A 19,073-nucleotide genomic window follows, 5' to 3' on the forward strand; every position below is an offset into this window, starting at 1 on the left:
TGCCGGTTTGACGCAGAGACACCAATTATCGAGAAACAACGCCAAGACCGGCCTTTCTCCCGCGGAAAGAGCATGTCGGGGCACAATCCGGGAGTCATGCCAGATGCAATGGTCCTTTCCGATCGCCAGGGTCGCGGGCAGCGAGATCCGCATTCACCTGACCTTCTTCCTGCTGCTGCTGTGGATCGGCATCGCCCAGTTTCAGCAGGGCGGCGGCGCGGCGGCGGCAGAGGGCGTGCTGTTCATCGTGGCAGTCTTTGCCTGTGTCGTGCTGCACGAGCTCGGCCATGCCGTTGCGGCCCGGCGCTACGGCATCCGCACGCCCCGGATCACGCTGCTGCCGATCGGCGGATTGGCGGAACTGGAGCGGATGCCGGAGAAACCGCTGGAGGAGATCGTCGTCGCCATTGCCGGACCGCTGGTCAATGTGGCCATCGCGTTGATGCTGGTGCTGATTCTCGGGGCTTTCCCTGACCTGACGACCGTCGCCAGCATCGAGAATCCGCAACCGGGCTTCCTGGTCCGGCTCGCCGTGGTCAATATCGTGCTGGTGTTGTTCAATCTGATACCCGCCTTCCCGATGGATGGCGGGCGGGTGCTCAGGGCGCTTCTCGCGACGCGATACCCGCGGGTGCGCGCAACAGAGATTGCGGCGACGGTCGGACAGATCACCTCGTTCGTCTTCGGCTTTCTCGGACTCCTGTCCGGCAACGTGCTGCTGATCTTCGTCGCGATTTTCGTCTACATGGCCGCTACGTCGGAGGCCCAGGCAACCAGTCTGCAGGCCGTCGCCTCGAAGGTTTCCGTGCGCGAGGGCATGATCACCCATTACGATGCGCTCGGCCCGGGATCGACGCTTGGCGATGCGGCAGATGCGCTGCTGCGCACCACGCAGCACGAGTTTCCCGTGGTCGATGGCAGCGGCAGCCTGCGCGGCGTGCTGACGCGGGCCGGCATGGTCGCTGCCTTGCAGGAGCGCGGGCGCGCGACGCCGGTGCACGAGGTGATGGTGCGCGACATACCTGTCGTGCCGGAAACCGCGATGCTGGATGCCGCGTTCAGGCTGCTCCAGTCGGGCGGGGTGCCGGCGGTGGGCGTTGCCGACCGGGAAGGACGGCTGGTCGGCTACGTGACGACGGAAAATGTCGGCGAACTCATGCTTGTCGGCGGGGCCGCGACCCGCCGCTGACTATCGCGGGTAGCAGGAAACGGGAATGTCCGGCCAGACCGCGTCCTCGCAGCCGGCCCTGTCGCGTTCGGCCCTGAACTTGCCGCTTACCGGCCCGGTCACGATCGGATCGACGCCGTAGGGCGCGTCGGAGAAGGCGAGTTCCGCCGCAGTCGGTGCACGCTCGGCCGGGGCGGGCGCGAAGGCGCCGCCGGTGACGGCAACGGCAAGAACGAATGCGGCGGTGTTCACGATTTGCAGGATGGCCATTGAATTTCTCTCCGAAGATCCGCAAATTGAACGAAGCGGGTTAAGATTCCGTTAGGACTCCGTTTTCAGGCATTCCCGAGGCCCATGTATCGAGGCCGGGCGGGGATGCCCTTTCGCATTTGCGAAAAAACGGCTATGACGCGGCAACGCAATGCCGGGCCGCGAGCCCGGCCTTTCATTTCCGGACACACAAAATGGCACTTCGCAATATCGCGATCATCGCGCATGTCGACCACGGCAAGACCACACTGGTCGACGAACTCCTTAAACAATCCGGTGTCTACCGCGAAAACGAGCGCGTCCAGGAACGCGCGATGGATTCGGGCGACATCGAGAAGGAACGTGGCATCACCATCCTCGCCAAGGCAACCTCGGTCGAGTGGAAGGGAACGCGCATCAACATCGTCGACACACCCGGCCACGCCGATTTCGGCGGCGAGGTCGAGCGCATCCTGTCGATGGTGGACGGTGCCATCGTGCTGGTCGATGCCGCGGAAGGCCCGATGCCGCAGACCAAGTTCGTCGTCGGCAAGGCGCTGAAGGTCGGCCTCAGGCCCATCGTCGCGGTCAACAAGATCGACCGGGCCGACGCCCGCCCCGACGAGGTGATCAACGAGGTGTTCGACCTGTTCGCGGCACTGGATGCCACCGACGAGCAGCTCGACTTTCCGATCCTCTACGGTTCCGGCCGGGACGGCTGGATGGCCGAGGGCCACGAGAAGCCGGACGACGCATCACTGGCGCCGCTGTTCGACCTGATCGTTAAACACGTGCCCGAACCCACGGTCGCCGACGGCCCGTTCCGCATGATCGGCACCATTCTAGAGGCCAATCCGTTTCTCGGCCGCATCATCACCGGCCGCATCCATTCCGGCTCCCTGAAGCCGAACCAGGCTGTGAAGGTGCTCTCTGCCGACGGCAGGCAGATCGAGAGCGGCCGCGTGTCCAAGATCCTCGCGTTCCGCGGGCTGGAGCGCCAGCCGGTCGACGAGGCGCATGCCGGTGACATCGTCGCCATTGCCGGCCTGTCCAAGGGCACGGTTGCCGACACGTTCTGCGATCCGTCGGTGAGCGAGCCGCTGGAAGCCCAGCCGATCGATCCACCCACGGTGACCATGAGCTTCATGGTCAACGATTCGCCGCTCGCCGGCACCGAGGGCGACAAGGTGACCAGCCGCGTGATCCGCGACCGCCTGTTGCGCGAGGCGGAGGGCAATGTGGCGCTCAGGATCGAGGAATCCGATGCCAAGGACTCGTTCAACGTCTCGGGTCGCGGCGAACTGCAGCTTGCCGTTCTCATCGAGACGATGCGTCGCGAGGGCTTCGAACTGGCCGTGTCGCGGCCGCGTGTCGTCATGCACAGGGACGAGGACGGCAACCTGCTGGAGCCGGTCGAGGAAGTCGTCATCGACGTCGACGAGGAGCATTCGGGCGTCGTCGTCCAGAAGATGTCCGAGCGCAAGGCCGAGATGGCCGAGCTCCGTCCGTCGGGCGGCAATCGCGTACGCCTGGTCTTCTACGCGCCGACGCGCGGCCTGATCGGCTACCAGTCGGAGCTGCTGACCGATACAAAGGGCACGGCGATCATGAACCGCCTGTTCCATGAGTATCAGCCCTACAAGGGAGAAATCACCGGGCGTGTCCAGGGTGTTCTGCTGTCCAACCAGGCCGGCGAGGCCGTCGCCTATGCGATGTTCAACCTGGAAGACCGCGGTCCGATGATCATCGAACCCGGCGCCAAGGTCTACCAGGGCATGATCATAGGCATCCACACCCGGGACAACGATCTCGAGGTCAACGTGCTGAAGGGCAAGCAGCTCACCAACATCCGCTCCGCCGGCAAGGACGAGGCCGTCAAGCTGACACCGCCGGTAAGGATGACGCTCGATCGGGCGCTGTCCTGGATACAGGACGACGAACTGGTGGAAGTCACGCCCAAGAACATTCGCCTGCGCAAGCTCTATCTCGATCCCAACGAGCGCAAGCGGTTCGAGAAGCAGCGCGCGGCGGGATAGCGGCCCGGGCCACTGCGGCGTGCCGCCCGCCGGCGTCCATGGGCGACGGCGCGCGGGGCTTCGGCTAACGCCCTTCCGTCTCTTCGAGCGAATGACGGGCGATCAGCGGCATCTGCGACATGGTGAAGATGATCGCCAGCGGGGTGAAGCCCCAGACCTTGAAGGCGACCCAGAAGTCCGTCGAGAAGTTGCGCCAGACGATCTCGTTCACCACCGCCATGGCGAGGAAATAGACGCCCCAGCGCAATGTCAGCTTGTTCCAGCCTTCCTCGTCGATGTTGAACGCCGAGTCGAAGACGTAGCGCAGCAGCGACTTGCGGAAGAAGAGCAGTCCGCTAAGCAGCAGTACGCCGAACAGCGTGTTGATGATGGTCGGCTTCAACTTGATGAACAGCTCGTCCTGCAGCCACAGGGTCAGTCCGCCGAAGACAACGACGACAACGCCGGAAACCAGCGGCATGACCGGCAGGGTGCGCGTCATGGCCCAGGACACCGCGAGTGCGACTACCGTCGCGGCCATGAACAGGGCGGTGGCGATGAAGATCGGTCCGCCGATATCGGCCAGCGCCGGAAAATGCCCGGCCAGCCACTCGCCGCGCGAATTGCCGAAAAAGAATACGACCAGCGGCCCCAGCTCGAGCGCAAGCTTCATCAGCGGATTGATCTTCTGGCGGTCGGGGTCGGAAGGGTCGCGTTCGAAAACCGGCTTGGTCATGGGATCTTTCGCTGGGTTCTTTCGCATTGCTGTTCAACTAGGCGATCGCGGCGTCAAATACCAGAGCGGAGAACATACCGGCGCGCTATCGCGGCGCCTGCGGGCGACCGGGAGCCCATGGTTAAGATTTCGTCAAGGAATCGGGCACACACTCGACGTCGGCATAATACCAAAGTAGGATGCCGGACAGACGGGAGGACAGGTTCGGCGCGAAGCCGCCTCCTGCGCGCTTCGCACCGATGAAAGGAGCGCGCCATGCCCCGATCGACAATTCCCCCGCTGCTCGCCGCGATATTCGCCCTGTTGCTTTCACCTGCGGAGGCCTGCACCTTCCTGCTCGAGGACGACAGCGGGCCGCGGATCGCGCGGCTCGGCGACATCCGGCCCGGAACGACCCGGGGCGTCCTGTCCTGCGGGGCAAGGCGGCATGCCGTCCTTTTCTGGACTCTCGCGGTCGACGCGGACAAGGCGGAAATCGGCGTGCGCGACGGCAAGCTGTTCGACACGCGGTTTACCGGCCCGCTGACCGAGCTGATGTCGGCGCGGATCGAGAATCACGTGCGGGTCAGCGTGCATGAGCGCACCGAGACTACGGGGATGCCGCGCTCGCCGATGCCGGCGGGCCGGCACAGCTTCCGTCGTTTCGTGACATTCTGCGATCTCGGCAACGATGCCGACCCGCTGGATTGCTCGGTCGGTTCCGCGCGGATCAAGGCCCGCGCCACTGCCACCGATTCCGATCGCGACGGCCATCCGGACTTCTCGCTCCACGAGATCAGTCTCTACGACGGCACGTCGCGGCTGCACGTGATGAGTTTCACGGCGCCTTTCGCGGATAGCATAACGGCGGAAATCGGAACGTCCATCGAGGCCATCAACGCGGTGAGCGACGTGCTGCGGGCGCGCGAGGTCGCGTCCGCCGACTAGGCCGAAACGCCCGCGATGGCATTGGCGAAGTCGCGGGCCCGGAACGGTTCGAGATCGTCGACGCCCTCTCCGACGCCAATGAAGTACACCGGCAGCTTGAATTTCGCGGAGATGGCGACGAGGATGCCGCCGCGCGCAGTGCCGTCCAGCTTGGTCATGACCAGCCCGTTGACGCCGGCGACATTGCGGAAAATCTCCACCTGGTTGAGCGCGTTCTGGCCGGTCGTCGCATCCAGCGTCTGCAGCACCGTGTGCGGTGCCTCGGGATCGTGCTTCTGCAGCACGCGAACGATCTTGGCCAGCTCGTCCATCAGCTCCGCCTTGTTCTGCAGCCTTCCTGCGGTGTCGATGATCACAACGTCGGAACCGTTGTCCCGCGCCGTCTGGAAGGCGTCCCAGGCGAGCCCGGCAGCATCGGCACCGAGCTTCGTGCCGACGAAGGTCGAGCCGGTGCGGTCGGCCCAGATCTTGAGCTGCTCGATGGCCGCGGCGCGGAAGGTGTCGCCCGCGCCGAGCGTGACCTTTAGGCCGGCATCGCGCAACTTGGCGGCGAGCTTGCCGATTGTCGTCGTCTTGCCGGTGCCGTTGACGCCGACGACAAGCACGACATGCGGCTTGTGCGAGAGGTCGAGTTCGAGCGGCCGCGCGACGGGTTCCAGAACCTTGGCGATTTCCTCGGCCATGACGCCGCGCACTTCCTCGCCGGATACCTCCTTGCCATAGCGGCCGGAGGCCAGCGTGTCGGTGATGCGCATGGCTGTCTCGACGCCGAGGTCGGCCTGGAGAAGAATGTCTTCCAGTTCCTCCAGCGTGTCCTCGTCCAGCTTGCGCCGGGTGAAGACCGCAGCGATGTTTTCCGTCAGCTGCCGTGACGAGCGTGAAAGGCCGCCGGTCAGCCGGGCGATCCAGTTGCGCCGCTCGGGTTGCATCGGCTCCGGTTCCGGTGCGGCGGGCGCCGCGTCCGCGTCGCCGATCAGGACCCGGTCCGCCGGACGAGGCGGGGTCTCGACCTCGGGGGCAGGTTCGGGCGTGGCGGTTGCTTCGTGTTCCGGCGCCTTCGCCTCGGCAGAAGCGAATTCCGCCGGGGTATTGCCCGGCGGAACCTCGGTCGGCGTGTAGGACGGAACCTCGTTCGGTTCCGGCGGAACCTCGGCCGGCGGCTCGGGGGCAGGCTCGCGAACCGGCGGCTCCTCCTCGGGCACGGAAGGGGGGACGTCGGGCGCGTGCACCGGTTCCGGTGCATCGGGAGCGGGCGGCAGTTCCTGCGGCGTCTCGTCGGGGGAGGGCTCCTCGGATGGCGGCGTTTCCGGCGGGGATGCCGGGGCCGGTTCCTCGGAAGGTTGCGGCGGCTCCGGCTCTTCGGGCGGCGGCGGGATGTCCGGCTCGCCGCCTGCCGCGGTCACCGTCTCGGCTTCCGGCAGGGTGTTTTCGGCCTCGTCGGCCGGGATCTCCTCGACGGATTTTCTGCCGAAGGAGAAGATTTTCTTGACGAATCCAAGTGCCATGGCGGGGACTATACTTACTCGGCGGCCAGCGCGAAAGCCGGTTTCGCGGTCAGCTTCGTCCCGTCATGCCCCGCGATCACGGCCTGCACGATATCGCCCGGGCGGGCATCGGTTCCGGCGATCTCCACCAGGGAGAAATCCGGCGCGCGGCCCAATGCGTCGCGCTCGATCAGCACGTCTTGGCGGGTGCCGACAAGGCTCTCCATGTGGCGCAGCCAGGCGGATTCCGCGGCCTCGCGCAGGCGTTTCGCACGTTCCCTGACGACCTCGCGGGGCAATTGAGGCATGCGCGCCGCCGGCGTTCCGTCCCGCGGCGAGAACGGGAAGACATGGATATGGGCGAGGCCGCATTCCTCCACGATCCTCAGCGAGTTGGCGAAATGTTCCTCGGTCTCGGTCGGGAAACCGGCGATGATGTCGGCGCCAAATGCGGCGTCGGGGCGCAGGCGGCGCACCTCCTCGCAGAAGCGGATCGAATCCTCCCGGGCATGGCGCCGCTTCATGCGCTTCAGGATCAGGTTGTCGCCATGCTGCAGCGAGAGATGGAAATGCGGCATCAGCCGCTTCTCGTCGGCGATTGCCTCCGTCAGGTCGTCATCGGCCTCGATGGAATCGATGGAGGAAAGGCGCAGCCGGTCGAGTTCCGGTACCTCGCGCAGGATCGTGCGCACGAGCCTGCCGAGGGTCGGCTTGCCCGGAAGGTCCGGCCCGTAGCTGGTCAGGTCCACGCCGGTCAGCACGACCTCGCGATAGCCGTTCGCCGCCAGCCGCCTGACCTGGTCGACGGCGGCGCCCATCGGCACGGAGCGCGAATTGCCGCGACCATAGGGAATGATGCAGAAGGTGCAGCGATGGTCGCAGCCGTTCTGCACCTGGACGAAGGCGCGCGCGCGGCCCTCGATGGCATCGACCATGTGGGACGCGGTCTCGGTCACCTCGAAAATGTCGTTGACCCGCACCTTCTCGAAATCGTTCACTCCGAAATCGGGGAGCGCGCGATAGCTCTGCGCCTTGAGCTTGTCGTCATTGCCGATGACGAGATCCACCTCGTCCATGGCGCCGAAGGAGCCGGGCTCGGTCTGCGCCGCGCAGCCGGTGACGATGATGCGCGCGTCCGGGTTCTCGCGGCGTGCCTTGCGGATCGCCTGCTTCGCCTGGCGCACCGCCTCGCCAGTCACCGCGCAGGTGTTGAAGACGATGGCCCCGCCCTCGATCTCGCCGAGGCCGGCGGCTGCCGCCTCGCGGCGCATGACCTCCGACTCGTAGGTGTTGAGCCGGCACCCGAAGGTGACGATGTCGACGCCCATCACACGGCTCCCTGCGTTTCGGGGCTCTCGTCGCGCTCCCAGTCGCCGGTCGCGGGATCGAGCGTTCCGGAAAACTCCCATTCCGCCGGGCCGGTCATGATGACGCGGTTGTCGTCCCGCCATTCGATGCGCAGGTCGCCGCCCGGAAGCGTCACCGTCGCCTTGCGCCCGGTCCTGGCGGTGCGCGCCGCACTGACCAGCGCCGCGCAGGCGGCGGAGCCGCAGGCCTGCGTCAGGCCGGCGCCGCGTTCCCATGTGCGGATGACGATGTGTTCCGGCGAGACCACCCTGGCAACGGAAATGTTCGCCTTCTGCGGAAAGATCGGATGGTTCTCCAGCAGAGGACCGAAACGCTCGAGGTCGTATGACCAGACATCGCCGTCCACCCAGAAGACGGCGTGCGGATTGCCGATATTGGCAACCGAGGGCGTGTGCAGCACGGGATCGTCGATCGGGCCGATTTGCAGCTCGATGCCGGTGGTGTCATGAAATTCCTCGGCCAGCGGGATCTCGTCCCAGCGAAAGCGCGGTCGCCCCATGTCGACGGAGATCAGGCCGTCGGAAAGCTCCTCGGCATTGAGGATGCCGGCCTTCGTCTGGAAGGTGAAGGCCTGCCTGCCGGTTTCCGCCGACAGCGCCTGGACGACGCAGCGCGTGCCGTTGCCGCAGGCCTCTGCCCGCGTGCCGTCGGAATTGACGATGTCGACGAAGTAGTCCGTGCCATCGACGCGCGGATCGTGGATCGCCATGATCTGGTCGAAGCGGGTAGCCGGGTCCGCATTGAGCGCGACGGCCGCCGCAGGCGCGATCGCGTCCGCGCGGCCGCGCATGTCGGCCACGATGATCAGGTTTCCAAGCCCGTTCATTTTCGCAAACGGAACGTCGAGCGCCATCTGTCCGGTTTCCCTTTCCTGTCGCCGCTATATGGCGGATCGCGGACGGAATTGCCAGTCTCGGCGGTACCGGCGCGGCGGCTTGCCATCGGCATGGTTTCCGTTCCAGTGTTCGCCGGAACCCAAGGACAATCCGAATCCATGCCCGCCACGATTCCCAACCGGACCGCGCGACGCGCCTTCCTCGCCCTGCAGGGTCTTTGCGAGGCGCCGCATCGCGGCCAGTCGAAGGAGGATCTGAGCGAGGCGATCCGCCGGCTCGGTTTCGTGCAGATCGACTCCATAAACACGGTCGCCCGCGCGCACCACCAGATCCTGTTCTCGCGCAACGCGACCTATCGGGAGCATCGGCTGAAGGCGCTGGTCGAAAAGGATCGCGCCCTGTTCGAGCACTGGACGCACGATGCCTCGATCATACCCTCGGAACTGTACTGCTACTGGAAGCACCGATTCGCCCGCGAGGAAAGACGGCTGCAGGAACGCTACGAGGCATGGCAGGGCTCGCCCTTCCTGCACGAATGCGACGGCATCCTCGAGAGAATCGCGCGCGACGGCCCGGTCATGGCGCGCGATTTCGGGGGCACCAAGCCGTCGACCGGCTGGTGGGACTGGCACCCGTCCAAGACAGCGCTGGAATATCTCTGGCGCACGGGCAAGCTGGCGATCGCCCGGCGCGAGGGGTTCCAGAAGGTCTACGATCTCGCCGAGCGCGTGATACCGGCCGATTGCCACGGCGCGGAGGTCGAGCATCACGAGTTCGTGGACTGGGCCTGCCGGTCGGCGCTGGAACGGCTCGGCTTCGCCACGCGGGGCGAGATCGCCGGTTTCTGGGACCTGCTGAAGCCCGCGGAGGTGGAGGCGTGGATCGCGGAGAACGAGAGCGGGCTGGAAACGGTGATGATCGAGTGCGCCGACGGCTCGAAGCCGCGCGCCGCGCTGCGGTTCAGGGATTCCCCGGAACTGCTCGACAACCCGCCGGAGCCGCCCGATCGCGTGCGCGTGCTGAGCCCGTTCGATCCGGTGCTGCGTGACCGCAAGCGGGCCGAGCGGCTGTTCGGATTTTCCTACCGGATCGAGATCTTCGTGCCGGAGGAAAGACGGGTCTACGGCTACTACGTCTTCCCGGTCCTGCGTGGCGACCGCATGGTCGGACGCATCGACATGAAGGCCGACCGCAATCGCGACGTGCTGGCTGTCAGGAGGTTCTGGCCGGAAAAGGGTACGAGGATGTCGAAGGCGTTTCTCGCCGATCTCGACGCGGAGCTGGACCGCATAAGGCGGTTCTCCGGCGTCGCCGGCATCGAACATGCCGGCGACTGGCTCGGGGCCGGATAGGCTAGGCGGCGGCAGTGGCCGCCGTTCCGCGGCGGTATTCGCGGAACGAGATCATGCGGTGCTGCGCCTCGTCCCAGAGGGCGAGCGGGATGGTCTTCAGGCTGTCGAGCAGCGTCATCCGGTTCATGTCGCGCAATTCCGGGTGATCGCGCAGCACGCGAGACAGCCGGTAGAAGGGAATGCGTGCCGACAGGTGATGGACGTGGTGCACGCCGATATTGCCGGTCATCCAGCGCAACGGGGCCGGAAGGTCGTAGTGCGACGAGCCGTGGAGCGCGGCCTCCTGGCGCTTCCACTCCGGAAGCCTTTCCCAGGAGGTTTCCTCGAACTGGTGCTGGACGAAGAACAGCCAGACGCCGATCGTGGCCGCAAGGATGGTGATCGGAAGCTGGATGGCCAGGAACACCTTCAGCCCGACCAGCCAGACCAGCGGCGCAACGACGGCCGCGATGGCGAGGTTGGTGCCCATGGTGGACAGCCAGGGCTGCCAACCCTTGCGCATCATTCCGGTGGGCAGGCGGTGGTCGACGATGAAGAGAAAGGCCGGACCGACGCCGAACAGCACCAGCGGATGGCGATAGAGGCGATACTTGAAGCGCTCCCAGCCCGGCAGGGCGCGATATTCCTCGACGGTCAGCGTCGCGATCTCGCCGAAGCCGCGGCGGTCGAGGCAGCCCGAACCCGCGTGGTGAATGGCGTGGGTGCGCTTCCACAGGCTGTAGGGCGTGAGCGTCAGCACCCCGATGGCGCGTCCTGTCCAGTCATTGGCCAGCGAATTGCCGAAGAAGGCGCCATGGCCGCAGTCATGCTGTATCATGAAGAGGCGCAGCAGGAAGCCCGCGGCGGGGACGACCAGAAGCAGGGCCATCCAGTAACCGTTGAGGAGCGCGAAGGCCATGGCGGCCCAGAGCGCGACGAAGGGCAGGAAGGAGAGGGCGAATTCGAGGATCGCCCGCGCGCTGTTCGGCTTGTTGTAGTCGGCAAGCGTCTTTGCCCATGCGCGCGCGTCCTTCGGGGGCGCGGCGGTAATATCGGTGTGTGTCAAGAAGCTGAGCTTTCGTAGTTCGGAGAAACGGGACTGGCCAAGTGCTTTTGTGCGGCCGTTTCATTTGAGATGGGGTCTTGCGAGGCATATTACCAGCCTTTGGCCGAAATGCTTCGATATACTTTGGTTCCTGGTCCCGATACGCCAAACGGAGGGGTGTGCTTGACTCGTTCACCCTTTTCCGCCATAGCCCGCCCGACTAGCGACGAGTTGAGAACTCCGAGCCACCGACTGGGACCCGTCAAGGTATAAAGAGATCCCGGAGGTCAACACCCGGCAGCGCGATGCGCCCCCGGGTGCTTTTCGGCTTTGGGCTTTCGGCCGGCGCTTCCCGTGCCTACCTTTCGGCATCTGGCCGAAAGTGGAGAAAGACATGTTTGAATCGCTTCAGGACCGCCTCGGTTCGATCCTGAGTAACCTGACCGGACGCGGCGCGCTGTCGGAGAAAGACGTCTCCGCGGCACTGCGCGAAGTGCGCCGTGCGCTCATCGAGGCGGACGTGGCGCTGGAAGTCGTGCGCGGCTTCACCGAGCGGGTGCGCGAGAAGGCCGTCGGCGCGGAAGTGCTGAGGAGCGTCAAGCCCGGCCAGATGGTCGTCAAGATCGTCCATGACGAACTTGTCGAGATGCTGGGTTCCGAGGGCGAGACCATCGACCTGAACGCGCCCGCGCCCGTCGTCATCATGATGGCCGGCCTGCAGGGGTCGGGCAAGACCACCACAACCGGCAAGATCGCCAAGCGGCTCACCGAGAAACAGGGCAAGAAGGTCCTGATGGCCTCGCTCGACACGCGCCGCCCGGCCGCCCAGGAGCAGTTGCGCCAGCTTGGCGAGCAGACCGGCATCGCGACGCTGCCGATCGTCGAGGGCCAGTCTCCGGTCGAGATCGCCGAGCGCGCGGTGCAGGCGGGCAGGCTCGGCGGCCACGACGTGGTCATACTCGATACCGCCGGGCGGACCCATATCGACGAGCCCCTGATGGTCGAGATGGCGGATATCGCCAGGGCGTCCAACCCGCACGAGACGCTGCTCGTCGCCGACTCGCTGACCGGCCAGGACGCCGTCAATCTCGCGAAGAGCTTCAACGAGCGCATCCCCGTCACCGGCATCGTGCTGACCCGCATGGATGGCGACGGTCGCGGCGGTGCGGCGCTTTCCATGCGCGCGGTCACGGGCAAGCCGATCAAGCTGATCGGTACCGGCGAGAAGATGGATGCGCTGGAGGAGTTCCATCCCAAGCGCATCGCGGACCGCATCCTCGGCATGGGCGACATCGTCTCCCTCGTCGAGAAGGCCGCCGAGAACATCGACGCGGAAAAGGCCGCGGCGATGGCGAAGAAGATGCAGGAAGGCAAGTTCGACCTGAACGACCTTGCCGACCAGATCCGCCAGATGCAGAAGATGGGCGGCATGGGCGGCATCATGGGCATGATGCCGGGCATGGGGAAGATGAAGGATCAGATGGCTGCCGCCGGCCTCGACGATTCCATCTTCAAGCGCCAGCTCGCCATCATCTCCTCGATGACGCCGCATGAGCGCGCGCATCCCGAAATCCTCAAGCACAGCCGCAAGAAGCGCATTGCCGCCGGCTCGGGCACCAATGCCGCGGAAATCAACAAGCTGCTCAAGATGCATCGCCAGATGGCCGACATGATGAAGGCCATGAAGGGCAAGAAGGGCGGCGGCCTGATGGGCAAGATGATGGGCGGGCTTGCCGGCAAGATGGGCATGCCGGGCGGCATGGGCGGCATGCCGGACCTGTCGAAGATGAGCCCGAAGGAACTCGAGGCGCTGCGCAAGCAGGCCGAGGCCGCCGGCCTCGGCGGCGGCGCCGGAATGCCGAAACTGCCGGGCCTCGGCGGACCGTCGCTGCCGGGACTGGGCGGAGGGCCGGGACTGCCCGGCCTGCCGAAGAAGAAGTGAGGCGGCGATGGACACGGTAAACACGGCCGAACGGGCCCAGGCGATCCTGAACGACCTGCGACGCTCGATCGACAATTTCGACGCGATCCTGATCCACACGCTGGCCGAGCGGTTCCGCTGCACCCAGCGGGTCGGCAAGCTGAAGGCGAAGCACGGCCTGCCGCCGGCCGATCCCGACCGCGAGGCGCGGCAGATCGAACGGCTGCGCCGGCTGGCCGACGAGGCCGGCATGGATCCGGATTTCGCCGAGACATTCCTCAATTTCATCATCCGCGAGGTGATCCGTCATCACGAGGCGATCGCGGCGAAGAACGAGGACAATGCCGGTCGCTAGCCGGCACATGAAACCCGAAGACGAACGAACAGGCTGTTACAGGAGTAAACCATGGCACTGAAAATCCGTCTGGCCCGCGCGGGCTCCAAGAAGCGTCCCTATTACCACATCGTCGTTGCCGACGTGCGCTCGCCGCGCGACGGCCGCTTCATCGAACAGGTCGGATCCTGGAATCCGGTCCTGCCCAAGGACGCCGACCGCGTCACGCTGAAGGAAGACCGCATCAAGCATTGGCTGGAAGTCGGCGCGCAGCCGACCGATCGCGTGCTGCGCTTCCTCGACGCCGCGGGCCTTGCCAAGCGCCCGGCGCGCAACAACCCGAAGAAGGCGCTGCCCGGCAAGAAGGCGCAGGAGCGCCTCGAGGAACAGAAGATGAAGGAAGAGGAAGCCAAGGCTGCTGCCGAAGCCGCGGCCGCGGAAGCGGCGGAAGCTCCCGCCGAGGCTCCGGCGGAAGAGGAAGCGGCGTCCGCGGAATAATCCCGGCCGGCATTTCGATCTTGAAAGGCGAGCCCCCGAGCTCGCCTTTCTTGCAGATACCGTCAGGAATCCGCCTTCAGTGCTTCGGTCGCCGCGCCTCGTTCCCGGTTCTGCGGCGGCGGCGGAAAGGCTGGCCATCCGGGCCGCCTTTGCCGTTGCGCATCGCCGGTCGCGGGATTTCGGGAGTTGTGTCGGCGGCAAGGGGAGCGTAAACGCCCGCCATCGCTTCGATTCGGGAACAAGCGGCCGGACTTTGTTAAGGTTGTGTTTTCCTTATTTCGCCATTTTATTGGTCGACTGAAGGGCGCATCGGCCCGGAACCCGATTCCGGGCAAACAGGAGACTTACATGCAGAAAACTGCGTTTGCAGCGGGCATCTGTCTTGCCGCGGCGGTTGCTGTCAGCGGATGCACGACCTCGCGTTTCGGCACATACCCGACCTACCAGCAGCCGGCGCCTCTCAATCCGGCCCCGTCGGGCCAGGTGACTGCGGGCCAGTTGCCGCCGCCGGTGCAACCCGGCGTCGCTCCGGCAACGCAGGGCACATTCCCGGTCGCGCCGGGCATGGAAGGCGCGACGGCCACCGATCCCAACGCCGCCGGCGGAAGCGTCCAGAACCTGGCGACGGCCAAGCCGGTGACGCGCGAGGGAATGGTCGGCGCATGGAAGGTGGCGACCGGCGGTTCGAGCTGCCAGATATTCTTCTCGACCACCCAGTGGACCGGCGGATTCCGCGCGGCGACGCGCGGCTGCCCGGGCGATGCCGCGAATGTCTCCGCCTGGGACGTTTCGGGCCAGCAGGTTGTCCTGAAGGATTCCAACGACAACAAGGTGGGAACGCTGTTCCCGACCGGTTCCGGTTCGTTCAGCGGGCAGACGGTCGGCGGCATGGCGATCACCCTGACGCGGTAACCCAACGTCCTGCGGGGGCGGCATTGGTCGACATCATTCATCCGGGCGACAAGGTCCGGGCGCGCTACGATGCGCTGGTCTCCGAAGGCAGGCTCGACCCCGACCCCGCGCAGGAGGCACTTGCCAGCCGCCTGGACGTGCTGAACGAGGAAATCGGGTCGCTGCGACTCGCCGCGAAATCCTCCTCCCTCGGCTGGCTGTTCGCCAGGCGCGCACCGAAGGCGAATGCGGTGCGCGGTCTCTATGTCCACGGGGAGGTAGGGCGCGGCAAGACCATGCTGATGGATCTCTTCTTCGCCGCATGTCCGGCGAAGCGGAAGCGGCGCGCCCATTTCCACGACTTCATGGCCGACGTGCATGACCGCATCGCCGCCCATCGCAGGGCGCTGAAGCAGGGCACGGTCAAGGGCGATGACCCGATTCCGCCGGTGGCGAAAGCGCTGGCCGACGAGTCGCGCGTGCTCTGTTTCGACGAGTTCTCCGTCACGGACATTGCCGACGCAATGATCCTGTCGCGGCTGTTCAGCGCGCTGTTCTCGCACGGCGTCGTCCTCGTTGCCACCTCGAACGTGGCGCCGGACGATCTCTATCGCGACGGCCTCAATCGCGGGCTTTTCACGCCGTTCATCGACGTCCTGAAGGCGCATGCCGATGTCGTCAGCCTCGATGCCGACCGCGACTACCGGCTCGACCGGCTGTCCCGGACGCCGCTCTATGTCTCGCCGCTCGGCGAGACGGCCGACCGCGCGATTGACGAGGTCTGGCAGCGGCTGACCGGCGGGGTGCCCGCACACCGGGAACTGATCGAGGTGAAGGGGCGCGAGATCGTCGTGCCGGCCGCGGCCATGGGCGCGGCGCGGTTCGATTTTCCGGACCTGTGCGAGCAGCCGCTCGGTGCACGCGACTACCTGGCGATCGCGCGCAACTATCACACCGTCTTCGTCGAGCGGGTACCGGTGTTGCACGACAGCCGCCGAAACGAGGCAAAGCGCTTCATCAACCTGGTCGACGCGCTCTACGACAACCGAATCCGCCTTGTCGTTTCCGCCGAGGCCGAGCCCCGGGACCTCTACCGGGGAAAGACAGGCAACGAGGTGTTCGAGTTCGAACGCACGGCCTCGCGGCTGATCGAGATGCGCTCGGAGGCCTGGGTGGCCCGGGCCGGGAGCGCGGCATGAGCCCGTGCCGGGAGATGGCGGGCGGTGCCGGAACAGTGCGCATGCGGACAAAAACTTTGACGTTTACGTAAGTCCACAAATATCTAACCGTTTGAATTCATTGATGACATAATTTTCAGTTGATTTTTTGCCCATAGTGAGTCACGTCCCTTTGCGGCAACTGGCCTGTGCGACCATGGGTCGCGCCCAGCTTTTCAATTCGGCACACCAACGGAAACATCCCAAAATGGCACGCAACAAGATTGCTCTCATCGGTTCCGGCATGATCGGCGGAACGCTCGCTCACATGATCGGCCTGAAGGAACTCGGCGACGTCGTTCTGTTCGACATCGCGGAAGGCATTCCGCAGGGCAAGGGCCTCGACATCGCGGAATCGTCACCGGTCGACGGCTTCGACGCAACGTTCACCGGCGCCAATTCCTACGAGGCGATCAAGGGCGCGGATGTCTGCATCGTGACGGCCGGCGTGCCGCGCAAGCCCGGCATGAGCCGAGACGACCTGCTGGGCATCAACCTCAAGGTGATGGAGCAGGTCGGCGCCGGCATCAAGAAATACGCCCCGGACGCCTTCGTGATCTGCATCACCAATCCGCTCGACGCCATGGTCTGGGCCCTGCAGCAGTTCTCCGGCCTGCCGAAGAACAAGGTCGTCGGCATGGCCGGCGTGCTCGATTCCGCCCGCTTCCGCTACTTCCTGGCCGAGGAGTTCAAGGTTTCGGTCGAGGACGTCACCGCCTTCGTGCTTGGCGGCCACGGCGATTCCATGGTCCCGCTGGCGCGCTACTCCACGGTCGCCGGCATCCCGCTGCCCGACCTGATCAAGATGGGCTGGACCTCCAAGGAGCGCCTGGAGGAGATCATCCAGCGCACACGCGACGGCGGTGCCGAGATCGTCGGCCTGCTGAAAACCGGCTCGGCCTATTACGCGCCGGCTTCCTCGGCCATCTCCATGGCGGAGGCCTATCTGAAGGACAAGAAGCGCGTGCTGCCCTGCGCCGCGCCGCTCGACGGCCAGTACGGCGTCAAGGACATGTATGTCGGCGTGCCGACCATCATCGGTGCCGGCGGCGTGGAGCGCGTCATCGAGATCGAGCTCAACAAGACCGAGCAGAAGATGTTCGACAAGTCCGTCGAGGCGGTCGCCGGACTCTGCGAGGCCTGCCGCAATATCGCTCCGAACCTGAAATAGGGCTGAACCCACTCTCCCTGCATCGAGGCACGAAGGAATTCTCATGAACATTCACGAGTACCAGGCCAAGCGCCTGCTGCACGAATACGGCGCACCGGTCGCCGGCGGCGTGGCGGTCTACTCCGTCGAGCAGGCGGAGGAATGGGCGAAGAAGCTGCCCGGACCGCTCTATGTGGTGAAGAGCCAGATCCATGCCGGCGGACGCGGCAAGGGCAAGTTCAAGGAACTGCCCGAGGATGCCAAGGGCGGCGTGCGGCTTGCGAAATCCGTCGAGGAAGTCGTCGAGAACGCCAAGGAAATGCTGGGCAAGACGCTGGTGACCAAGCAGACCGGCCCCGCCGGCAAGCAGGTCAACCGCCTCTATATCGAGGACGGCGCCGACATCGACCGCGAGCTCTATCTCTCGATCCTGATCGACCGCACGGTCGGCCGTCCGGCCTTCGTCGTCTCCACCGAGGGCGGCATGGACATCGAGACGGTGGCCGCCGAGACGCCGGAAAAGATCCTGACGCTGGCGATCGACCCGGAAAAGGGTGTCACCGAGGCCGACGCCAAGAAGCTCAACCGGGCGCTCAAGCTGACCAAGGATGCCGCCAAGGACGGGCTCAAGCTGTTCCCGATCCTTTACCAGGCGTTTGTCGAGAAGGACATGAGCCTGCTCGAGATCAACCCGCTGATCGTCATGAAGGACGGCCACCTGCGCGTGCTCGACGCAAAGGTGTCCTTCGACAACAACGCGCTGTTCCGCCACGAGGACATCCTGGCGCTGCGCGACAAGTCGGAAGAGGACGAGAAGGAGATCGAGGCCTCCAAGCACGATCTCGCCTATGTCGCCCTCGACGGCAATATCGGCTGCATGGTCAACGGCGCCGGCCTTGCCATGGCGACCATGGACATCATCAAGCTCTATGGCGCAGAGCCGGCGAACTTCCTCGATGTCGGCGGCGGCGCGTCGAAGGAGAAGGTCACCGCGGCCTTCAAGATCATCACCGCCGACCCGAACGTGAAGGGCATTCTCGTCAACATCTTCGGCGGCATCATGCGCTGCGACATCATCGCCGAGGGCGTGGTCGAGGCAGTCAAGGAAGTCGGCCTGAAGGTTCCGCTGGTCGTGCGCCTGGAAGGCACCAATGTCGAGAAGGGCAAGCAGATCATCAACGAGAGCGGCCTTAACGTGATCGCCGCCGACGATCTCGACGACGCGGCGAAGAAGATCGTGAAAGCGGTCGAAGAAGCCTGATGCACGTCCTCCGGACATTCGCTGTTGCCGCGGCGCTGATGCCGGCGTTCCTGACGCCGGCCTTGGCGCACGAGCCGGACGGCGCGACCTTCGCGGCCGCGTTCCGCGAGGCGTGCGTGCCGCAGCGCATGTCCTATGAAGGCATCCTGGGGCTGGCCGGTTCCCTCGGCTGGAAACCGGTCGTTCCGGGTTCCAGCCAGGAACTCTCCGCCATCTTCGGCCTGGCCGACGCCGCGCTGGCGGAGGAAGGCGACGCGGACTGGTCGTTCGACCGTTCCGCCTTCGACCGCATCGTGGCCGGCAAACTGCATCACCTGGTCGTCACGCGCGTGCAGGCCCCCGGGGTCGCCCCGGTGGTGAGCTGCGCGCTGTACGATCTCGGCGCAACCGGCGGGATCGATCCCGCCCCGGTCGCCGGCCTCGTCGGCGCGCCGGAAGAGCGCTACTTCGTCAATAGCGGCCTGCATGCCCACAGTTGGGGCGAGACGCCGGCCCTGCCGGGCACGTTCCAGACCGTTCTCACCTTCGTCGCCGAGGACAGCCCGCATGTCGAAAAGACGGGCTTTTCCGGCCTCGTCCTGAAAATCGATTCCACCGAGCCCGGCGCGGATGCGGCGGGAACGGCCGCCACGGATTAAGGGA

The 19,073-nt window shown here is 65.5% G+C and carries 18 protein-coding genes; 12 read left to right on the forward strand and 6 right to left on the reverse strand.

All coding sequences use genetic code 11. The features are described from left to right. The first annotated feature begins 103 nt into the window (after positions 1–103). Entirely contained in the window at positions 104–1,189 is a 1,086-nt protein-coding gene (locus HTY61_RS16495; RefSeq protein WP_175277826.1) for a site-2 protease family protein, read from the forward strand. Here the strand turns inward: HTY61_RS16495 and HTY61_RS16500 are convergent, their stop codons facing one another. After that, a complete protein-coding gene (locus tag HTY61_RS16500) occupies positions 1,190–1,438 on the reverse strand; it encodes a hypothetical protein (protein ID WP_175277827.1) in 249 nt (82 codons plus the stop codon). It lies immediately after the preceding gene. Between the two features lie 194 nt (positions 1,439–1,632). Between HTY61_RS16500 and typA the strand changes: the two genes are divergently transcribed. Beyond that, a complete protein-coding gene (gene typA / locus HTY61_RS16505) occupies positions 1,633–3,453 on the forward strand; it encodes a translational GTPase TypA (RefSeq protein WP_175277828.1) in 1,821 nt (606 codons plus the stop codon). A 64-nt stretch (positions 3,454–3,517) separates the two neighbouring features. Here typA and HTY61_RS16510 read toward each other — a convergent pair whose 3' ends face one another. Beyond that, the gene (locus HTY61_RS16510) at positions 3,518–4,168 is read right to left on the reverse strand and encodes a septation protein A (RefSeq protein WP_175277829.1); all 651 of its coding nucleotides are present in this window, start codon (positions 4,166–4,168) and stop codon (positions 3,518–3,520) included. 255 nt (positions 4,169–4,423) lie between these two features. Here HTY61_RS16510 and HTY61_RS16515 point away from each other — a divergent pair, with 255 nt between their 5' ends. Next, positions 4,424–5,095 carry a hypothetical protein gene (locus HTY61_RS16515; RefSeq protein ID WP_175277830.1) on the forward strand — a complete coding sequence of 224 codons (672 nt, stop codon included), beginning with the start codon at positions 4,424–4,426 and terminating at the stop codon, positions 5,093–5,095. On the opposite strand, the gene ftsY is transcribed toward HTY61_RS16515, so the two are convergent. From ftsY to dapF, 3 genes are read right to left on the reverse strand one after another with little or no spacing between them, the layout of a single operon-like run. After that, complete coding sequence (gene ftsY / locus HTY61_RS16520) at positions 5,092–6,600, reverse strand: signal recognition particle-docking protein FtsY (RefSeq protein ID WP_175277831.1); 1,509 nt, start codon at positions 6,598–6,600, stop codon at positions 5,092–5,094. The two genes, HTY61_RS16515 and ftsY, sit on opposite strands and share 4 nt — an antisense overlap. Positions 6,601–6,614: 14 nt before the next feature. Continuing rightward, positions 6,615–7,907, reverse strand: a complete 1,293-nt coding sequence (gene mtaB, locus HTY61_RS16525; RefSeq protein ID WP_175277832.1) for a tRNA (N(6)-L-threonylcarbamoyladenosine(37)-C(2))-methylthiotransferase MtaB — start codon at positions 7,905–7,907, stop codon at positions 6,615–6,617. Continuing rightward, positions 7,907–8,800, reverse strand: a complete 894-nt coding sequence (gene dapF, locus HTY61_RS16530) for a diaminopimelate epimerase (RefSeq protein ID WP_175277833.1) — start codon at positions 8,798–8,800, stop codon at positions 7,907–7,909. Before dapF ends, mtaB begins: the two co-directional genes overlap by 1 nt. A 141-nt stretch (positions 8,801–8,941) precedes the next feature. Here dapF and HTY61_RS16535 point away from each other — a divergent pair, with 141 nt between their 5' ends. Continuing rightward, the gene (locus HTY61_RS16535; protein ID WP_175277834.1) at positions 8,942–10,135 is read left to right on the forward strand and encodes a winged helix-turn-helix domain-containing protein; all 1,194 of its coding nucleotides are present in this window, start codon (positions 8,942–8,944) and stop codon (positions 10,133–10,135) included. A 1-nt stretch (position 10,136) separates the two neighbouring features. Here HTY61_RS16535 and HTY61_RS16540 read toward each other — a convergent pair whose 3' ends face one another. Then, the gene (locus tag HTY61_RS16540; RefSeq protein ID WP_175277835.1) at positions 10,137–11,180 is read right to left on the reverse strand and encodes a fatty acid desaturase; all 1,044 of its coding nucleotides are present in this window, start codon (positions 11,178–11,180) and stop codon (positions 10,137–10,139) included. Positions 11,181–11,553: 373 nt separating this feature from the next. Between HTY61_RS16540 and ffh the strand changes: the two genes are divergently transcribed. From ffh to HTY61_RS16580, 8 genes are all read left to right on the forward strand, one after another. Further along, positions 11,554–13,101 (forward strand): signal recognition particle protein, encoded by a 1,548-nt coding sequence (gene ffh, locus HTY61_RS16545; RefSeq protein WP_175277836.1) that lies wholly within the window; start codon positions 11,554–11,556, stop codon positions 13,099–13,101. Between the two features lie 7 nt (positions 13,102–13,108). After that, complete coding sequence (locus tag HTY61_RS16550; RefSeq protein ID WP_175277837.1) at positions 13,109–13,435, forward strand: chorismate mutase; 327 nt, start codon at positions 13,109–13,111, stop codon at positions 13,433–13,435. A 51-nt stretch (positions 13,436–13,486) separates the two neighbouring features. Further along, positions 13,487–13,912: a 30S ribosomal protein S16 gene (gene rpsP / locus HTY61_RS16555; RefSeq protein ID WP_175277838.1), complete on the forward strand. Its 426-nt coding sequence runs from the start codon at positions 13,487–13,489 to the stop codon at positions 13,910–13,912. A gap of 348 nt (positions 13,913–14,260) precedes the next feature. Next, a complete protein-coding gene (locus HTY61_RS16560; RefSeq protein ID WP_175277839.1) occupies positions 14,261–14,824 on the forward strand; it encodes a protease inhibitor Inh/omp19 family protein in 564 nt (187 codons plus the stop codon). 23 nt (positions 14,825–14,847) lie between these two features. Next, complete coding sequence (zapE, locus tag HTY61_RS16565; protein WP_175277840.1) at positions 14,848–16,002, forward strand: cell division protein ZapE; 1,155 nt, start codon at positions 14,848–14,850, stop codon at positions 16,000–16,002. 226 nt (positions 16,003–16,228) lie between these two features. Beyond that, entirely contained in the window at positions 16,229–17,191 is a 963-nt protein-coding gene (gene mdh / locus HTY61_RS16570; protein WP_175277841.1) for a malate dehydrogenase, read from the forward strand. A 43-nt stretch (positions 17,192–17,234) separates the two neighbouring features. Next, positions 17,235–18,431 carry an ADP-forming succinate--CoA ligase subunit beta gene (sucC, locus tag HTY61_RS16575; RefSeq protein WP_175277842.1) on the forward strand — a complete coding sequence of 399 codons (1,197 nt, stop codon included), beginning with the start codon at positions 17,235–17,237 and terminating at the stop codon, positions 18,429–18,431. Continuing rightward, positions 18,431–19,069: a hypothetical protein gene (locus HTY61_RS16580; protein ID WP_175277843.1), complete on the forward strand. Its 639-nt coding sequence runs from the start codon at positions 18,431–18,433 to the stop codon at positions 19,067–19,069. The genes sucC and HTY61_RS16580 overlap by 1 nt, the downstream gene beginning before the upstream one ends. Positions 19,070–19,073: the final 4 nt, after the last annotated feature.

Origin of the sequence: Oricola thermophila (assembly GCF_013358405.1) — a bacterium.
Classification (GTDB): domain Bacteria; phylum Pseudomonadota; class Alphaproteobacteria; order Rhizobiales; family Rhizobiaceae; genus Oricola; species Oricola thermophila.

Excerpts from the sequence above, each read along its gene's own strand:
- HTY61_RS16580 (WP_175277843.1), top strand. The coding sequence starts at position 18,431 with ATGCACGTCCTCCGGACATTCGCTGTTGCCGCGGCGCTGATGCCGGCG.
- HTY61_RS16495 (WP_175277826.1), top strand. The coding sequence starts at position 104 with ATGCAATGGTCCTTTCCGATCGCCAGGGTCGCGGGCAGCGAGATCCGC.
- HTY61_RS16515 (WP_175277830.1), top strand. The coding sequence starts at position 4,424 with ATGCCCCGATCGACAATTCCCCCGCTGCTCGCCGCGATATTCGCCCTG.
- mtaB (WP_175277832.1), bottom strand. The coding sequence starts at position 7,907 with ATGGGCGTCGACATCGTCACCTTCGGGTGCCGGCTCAACACCTACGAG.
- HTY61_RS16550 (WP_175277837.1), top strand. The coding sequence starts at position 13,109 with ATGGACACGGTAAACACGGCCGAACGGGCCCAGGCGATCCTGAACGAC.
- ffh (WP_175277836.1), top strand. The coding sequence starts at position 11,554 with ATGTTTGAATCGCTTCAGGACCGCCTCGGTTCGATCCTGAGTAACCTG.
- sucC (WP_175277842.1), top strand. The coding sequence starts at position 17,235 with ATGAACATTCACGAGTACCAGGCCAAGCGCCTGCTGCACGAATACGGC.
- HTY61_RS16500 (WP_175277827.1), bottom strand. The coding sequence starts at position 1,438 with ATGGCCATCCTGCAAATCGTGAACACCGCCGCATTCGTTCTTGCCGTT.
- mdh (WP_175277841.1), top strand. The coding sequence starts at position 16,229 with ATGGCACGCAACAAGATTGCTCTCATCGGTTCCGGCATGATCGGCGGA.
- HTY61_RS16560 (WP_175277839.1), top strand. The coding sequence starts at position 14,261 with ATGCAGAAAACTGCGTTTGCAGCGGGCATCTGTCTTGCCGCGGCGGTT.
- HTY61_RS16510 (WP_175277829.1), bottom strand. The coding sequence starts at position 4,168 with ATGACCAAGCCGGTTTTCGAACGCGACCCTTCCGACCCCGACCGCCAG.
- HTY61_RS16535 (WP_175277834.1), top strand. The coding sequence starts at position 8,942 with ATGCCCGCCACGATTCCCAACCGGACCGCGCGACGCGCCTTCCTCGCC.
- dapF (WP_175277833.1), bottom strand. The coding sequence starts at position 8,800 with ATGGCGCTCGACGTTCCGTTTGCGAAAATGAACGGGCTTGGAAACCTG.
- typA (WP_175277828.1), top strand. The coding sequence starts at position 1,633 with ATGGCACTTCGCAATATCGCGATCATCGCGCATGTCGACCACGGCAAG.
- rpsP (WP_175277838.1), top strand. The coding sequence starts at position 13,487 with ATGGCACTGAAAATCCGTCTGGCCCGCGCGGGCTCCAAGAAGCGTCCC.
- ftsY (WP_175277831.1), bottom strand. The coding sequence starts at position 6,600 with ATGGCACTTGGATTCGTCAAGAAAATCTTCTCCTTCGGCAGAAAATCC.